General features: G+C 68.8%; 5 protein-coding genes. 1 reads left to right on the top strand and 4 read right to left on the bottom strand.

The window, feature by feature from the left end; all coding sequences use genetic code 11:
• From FVW27_RS07930 to FVW27_RS07920, 3 genes are all read right to left on the bottom strand, one after another.
• The coding region (locus tag FVW27_RS07930; RefSeq protein WP_341806108.1) for a PAS domain-containing protein at window positions 1-666 on the bottom strand (666 nt) is incomplete at its 3' end.
• Window positions 667-1,191: 525 nt separating this feature from the next.
• On the bottom strand, window positions 1,192-2,385 hold the full coding sequence (locus FVW27_RS07925; protein ID WP_167124145.1) for an AI-2E family transporter: 1,194 nt from the start codon (window positions 2,383-2,385) through the stop codon (window positions 1,192-1,194).
• 245 nt (window positions 2,386-2,630) lie between these two features.
• Window positions 2,631-2,813 (bottom strand): hypothetical protein, encoded by a 183-nt coding sequence (locus FVW27_RS07920; protein WP_167124143.1) that lies wholly within the window; start codon window positions 2,811-2,813, stop codon window positions 2,631-2,633.
• A 246-nt stretch (window positions 2,814-3,059) separates the two neighbouring features.
• Between FVW27_RS07920 and FVW27_RS07915 the strand changes: the two genes are divergently transcribed.
• The gene (locus FVW27_RS07915; protein ID WP_167124141.1) at window positions 3,060-3,266 is read left to right on the top strand and encodes a hypothetical protein; all 207 of its coding nucleotides are present in this window, start codon (window positions 3,060-3,062) and stop codon (window positions 3,264-3,266) included.
• A 66-nt stretch (window positions 3,267-3,332) separates the two neighbouring features.
• Here FVW27_RS07915 and FVW27_RS07910 read toward each other — a convergent pair whose 3' ends face one another.
• Window positions 3,333-4,562: a hypothetical protein gene (locus FVW27_RS07910; protein WP_208294695.1), complete on the bottom strand. Its 1,230-nt coding sequence runs from the start codon at window positions 4,560-4,562 to the stop codon at window positions 3,333-3,335.
• Window positions 4,563-4,814: the final 252 nt, after the last annotated feature.

Raw genomic sequence — 4,814 nt, 5'->3', positions numbered from 1 at the left:
AGACCAGCCCACGGGGAAGGGCACGTCGTCGAAACGGCGCCGGGCCAGGGCCTCGGGCCGGTCACCGCCCCTTTCGGGACGATCGGTACGTTCCAGCGGGCGCACCAGGTGCACCACGTGCAGCGTCAGGCCCAGGGCGTCGTGCACCGCGTACAGGGTGACCGAGGCCAGCATGGTGCCGCCGTCGCCGCGCAGGAAGCGCTTGCGCACGCTGCCGCCCTCGTCCTGGCCGGAGGCCACGCGCAGGAACAGCGCCAGCACGTCGGCAGTGCCTTCCAACCCCACCATGCGGGCGCAGAACAACGAGGGAATGTTCTCCGGGCCGCAGCCCAGCAGATCGGCCATGCGGTCGTTCATGTACAGCAACTGGCCCGCCGGGTCGAACACGCACACGCCGATGCCCGCCGCGCCGAACTGCGCGGCCAGGTCGCCATGGGGCCAAAGCCTGTCGGGCAGGGAACGTTGCGGCGCGGATTCCTGCGCGGCCGGGGCGGGGGCGGAAGCGGATTCGAAGGCCTCCGGCACGGGCGGCGCCCCCAGTTCTTCCTGCAGCTCACACGGTGCGGGCTTGCCCAGCATGGCGGCCAGGTCCGGCAACCCGGCGAACAGGCCGTCACCGGCTGCGCAAAGGGCGGACGGCAGCGGCGACAGCGAGGGTAGTGGCACCCCGTGCGCCTGATACGGCGAACACGGCTGCTGCGATGGGGATGATGGGGGCGGGGCATGCGCCGGGGGCGTGTCCGACAGAGCAACGTGCCGGGGCGCGTCCGGCTGACTGAAGTGCTGGGGCGCTTTTGGGCTCGTCATGCCCTCGACCATGTCGGAGCGTTCCGGATCGGCATGCGATTCGGCTGCGCCGGACACGGGGTGTGCACCGGAAGATTCGCGCAACACGTCTCCCCCTGCGGACCGAAGCCCGGCTCATCGACGGTTTGCGATACAGGGCCGGATGTACCGGCGGGGCCGCGTGCCGCCCGGGCACGGCTCTCATGGCCATGCGGCGGCGTACACTGCGCGGGCAATGACCGTCGGGCATGACGGGCATCGGGTCGTCCTCGGCATTGTCCCCTCGCCGCGGGCGACAGGCGCCCACCCAGTCCATCGCCTACCGGTAACCTTGAAAAATGGCAAGAAGGCCACGCGGTACGAAATCCGCGTGTTCCCGGACCGGGGGTGCTCCCGTTGCCGCCCCTATCCGCCGCTCTTTTCCTCCGGGGGGGCGGTTGCGGCGCCACCGGCCCCTTGCGCCCTGCGGTCCGGCACCGGACAATTTACCCCATTCGCCGCCTGCGGGGCCAGAATGTCGCGGTATTCCTCTCCGTACAGGTTCAGCATGACCATGGTGAAGCTGAGAATGAGCGGGCCGTAGATGATGCCCGCCATGCCGAAGGTCTTCAGCCCGCCCAGGATGGACAGGAAGATATAGAACACCGAGGCCCCGGAACTGCCGCGCATGAAGTAGGGCCGCAGGAAGGAGTCCGCCCCGGCCACCACCAGCGAGCACCACAGCACAAGGAACACCGCGCCCTTCCACTGCCCCATCAGCAGCAGGTATATGGAGGCCGGTCCCCACACCAGGCCCGTACCCACCACCGGCACCAGCGAGGCAAAGCCCATCACCGTGCCCCAGAACAGGCCGGGCATGCCCACGATGGCCATGCCAAGCCCCCCCAGCACCCCCTGCACCACCGCCACCAACAGACCGCCCACCAGCACGGCGCGGGCCACCCGGCGCAGGCTCTGGATGATCATGTCCTCCTGCTCCTCGCGCAGGGGGCAGAGGTACTTCACCCCGTCCACCATGCGCTTGCCGTCCTTCAGCATGAAGAACATCACCAGAAGCAGCAGCAGAAAGTGCAAGAAGAACAACATGGTGTTCCCCAACACGTACGAGCCCCACTGGATCAGCGTCTGCCCTGCCGTACGCGACAACTGCAGCAGGCTGGTCTGGAAGTCGATGTGGCTCAGGTCGATGAACGGCAGGTTCACCCGCACCCACTCCAGCCACGGCTCCAGGTTCGATTCCGACATCAGTTCCGCCGGCCCGCCGCCGCTCAGCCACTTGTTGATGGCCGTCACCGTCTGCATGCCCTGGGGAATCAGCAGCGCCACGAACACGCACAACGGAATGACGATGCACACCACCAGCCCCGTCAGCACCAGCAGCGCGGAAACGATGGAACTGCCCCGCACCAGCGGCTTGCAGCGCAGGTACAGGGGATAGCAGATGGCGGAGAACACCGCCCCCAGAATGAGGGTGTGCAGGAAGGATTCCACCAGTTGATAGGCCAGCCACAAGGCCAGCAACAGCAACAGGAAGAGAAAGTACGAAAACAGGTTGCGTGAGGCGGTGGTGCGATTTCCCTTGGCCGGAGTGGTATTCATGGATGGATGCCCGTTGGTGGGATGCTGCATGCGCGGCCAGCGTGCCGTGCAGCGGACAAGGTGAAATAAAGCGCCCGTGCGGCCCGTCCGTCAAGGTGCCCCGTCAAGGGGCCCCGTCAAGGCCACCCGGCAAGGCCGTGCCGCAGGCCCAGGGTGCAGAACATGGTCCGGGCATGGTCCGGGCATGGTCCGGGCATGGTCCGGGCATGGGCCGGGCATGGGCCGGGGGCGAAGCGGGTCCGGCCCTACATGGCGCCCGCTGGCTTGCCAGCCAGCCCGCAATAGCCTTCGTCGCCTTCACCGTTGCGCTGAGGATGCTTGAAGCGCCACATCATGCACTGGGCGCCGACGCAGAAACGCATCTTGTCGTCGCTGGTCTTCAGGAACGGACAGTAACGGAACTTGGCTTCGTTCTGCGGCATGATCATGGCTGCCTCCCCTGTTCCCCTGTTCCCCTGCTCTCTTGTCCCCTTGCGGGCACGGCCCGTCGCGTTCTGCCCGGCCTGCCCGTGCCCCTTACGGCAGGATGGGCAGTCGGTCTGGAGGGACTGACCGGAATGATACGCAAGACAGGTGCGGAATGCATCCGTTTTCACGGGCACCCCTGTGGAAAGCGTGGCGCCTGCCGATAGGAAGGATACGGGGTGAATCATCCCCCGCAAAGGAGGTGCGCCATGCGGATAGACCAGTTCACCGGTGGCGCGGAGGGCATCCTGAACGTGCTGGAGCAGACCCGCCTGATGCAACAGGACGGGCAGCAGCTTGCGGGCATTCAGGCAGACGCCCTTCCCCGGCAGGAACGCCGGGACGCCGGGCAGACGCAGACCGAGTCTCCCGTGGCCGTGCGCGGCCTTGGAGAGCACGTGGACGTCACCGTCTGACGCGCGGGCCCAATGGGCACCGGGGTGCGCCGTGGCGGAACGGTTCCGCTGCGGCGCACCCGACCTTTACGAGAGCAGGCGCATCAGGTCGTCAAGCCCCGTGGCGGGGTCGAACGCCCCCAGGTCGTGTCCATCCGGTGGCCTGTGCGTCATGCCATCTTCCGCCGGGTCCAGCGCGGCGGGACGGCCCAGCACGGCCAGGCACATCCGGTCCATCAGGCGCACCCTGCGGCGTGCCTCCGCCGCATCCAGAGCCGGGGCGTGCACCCCTTGCAGCATCAGGATTTCCATGTTCAGGCGACCCAGCCGCTCGGTGAACTCGTCCGCCTCGCGCGCGGCACGGGCCAACCGTTCGCGCCGCGCGGAAAGGGCCGAGTGCGCGCTCTTGCCAGGCGGCAGGTCGTGCAGCAGATCCAGCCACAGGGCCAACGTCTCGATGTAGCCGGGGTCGGACGGGGGCATGCGTCGGATGAACCGCAGCACCAGTTCGGGGCGGCTTTCGCGGGCAGATCCGAGGGAACTGCCGGTGGAAGCGACCAACGGGGCAGGCGCGGCTTCCGCCAGGTCGAACCGGGCATCGCGCAGGGCCAGGCGCACCGCCAGGGCCTGTTGTTCCGGCAGGTGTTCCGCCACGGCGGCGGCCATGGGCGCGGGAATCACCCGGTCCAGCCGCAGGCGGCGCACCAGCTGGGCCATGGCCCAGCTGGGCACGGGCAGGATACATCGGACGGAGCCGGGCATGGAGCCGGGGGCGGGCGGGCCGGACGTGTTCAACGTATGGGGCGCACAGGATGTCTGGCCTGGGTACGGGGGGGTGGGCAGGGTACCGGATGTGCCGGAAACTTCGGGAACCTCAGACACGTGCAGCACAGCGGTGGCGTCCGGCGGCAACACGGCCAGCACCGCCTCAGCAAGGCGGGCCGATGGCGCGCCGGGGTCGGATGCGCCCGGCGCATCTTCGTCAGACTGCGACGCCAGCAGCCGTTCGACCGACACGCGCAAGGCGGTGTCCGGGTACAGCAGGTATTCCAGCGCGACTTCGGCGGCAGCGCCGGGGGTATCGGGAGTATCCGGGTAATCCGGAATGGCTGGAGAGTGGGGAGCGGCCTGCACTTCCGATTCGGCCCCCAGCAACGAGGCCAGCCGCGCGGCGACCTCCATCGCGCACAGGCCCGCAAGTCCCGACACGCCCAGTTGGGCCTCCAGAAACGTGCGGGCAGGGGCATCCAGGCGCACCCCGCTGGCCAGCCAGCGGAGGATGGCATCGGCAATGCGCCAGGCTCGCGGATCCGGCATGCTGTCGTCCCCGACAGGAACGGCAGGGATGACGGGGGCGGGGGCGATGGGGACGACGGAGGCAGCGACCGCCAGCGTGGTCGGGTTGGCACCCCCTGACGCGGCATCCCGCCTGATCGCCCCTGTCAAACCGGGGGCCTGAGTCGCATGACTCACGCGAGCCGGGCGGGCACCAAGAGACGCGGGAGCACAGGCGGCCAGACGCGCCCCCCGCTCCCCGCCACGCGGGGCCGTGACACCGGCGTGGCGGTC

It is taken from the genome of Nitratidesulfovibrio liaohensis (assembly GCF_011682075.1).
In the GTDB taxonomy this organism is placed as follows: domain Bacteria; phylum Desulfobacterota; class Desulfovibrionia; order Desulfovibrionales; family Desulfovibrionaceae; genus Cupidesulfovibrio; species Cupidesulfovibrio liaohensis.
This window is presented reverse-complemented; position numbering and strand designations above follow the sequence as displayed.

What these genes read in the sequence shown, in the direction of transcription:
- FVW27_RS07925 (WP_167124145.1), bottom strand. Translation starts at nt 2,385, where the DNA reads ATGAATACCACTCCGGCCAAGGGAAATCGCACCACCGCCTCACGCAAC.
- FVW27_RS07920 (WP_167124143.1), bottom strand. Translation starts at nt 2,813, where the DNA reads ATGATCATGCCGCAGAACGAAGCCAAGTTCCGTTACTGTCCGTTCCTG.
- FVW27_RS07915 (WP_167124141.1), top strand. Translation starts at nt 3,060, where the DNA reads ATGCGGATAGACCAGTTCACCGGTGGCGCGGAGGGCATCCTGAACGTG.
- FVW27_RS07910 (WP_208294695.1), bottom strand. Translation starts at nt 4,562, where the DNA reads ATGCCGGATCCGCGAGCCTGGCGCATTGCCGATGCCATCCTCCGCTGG.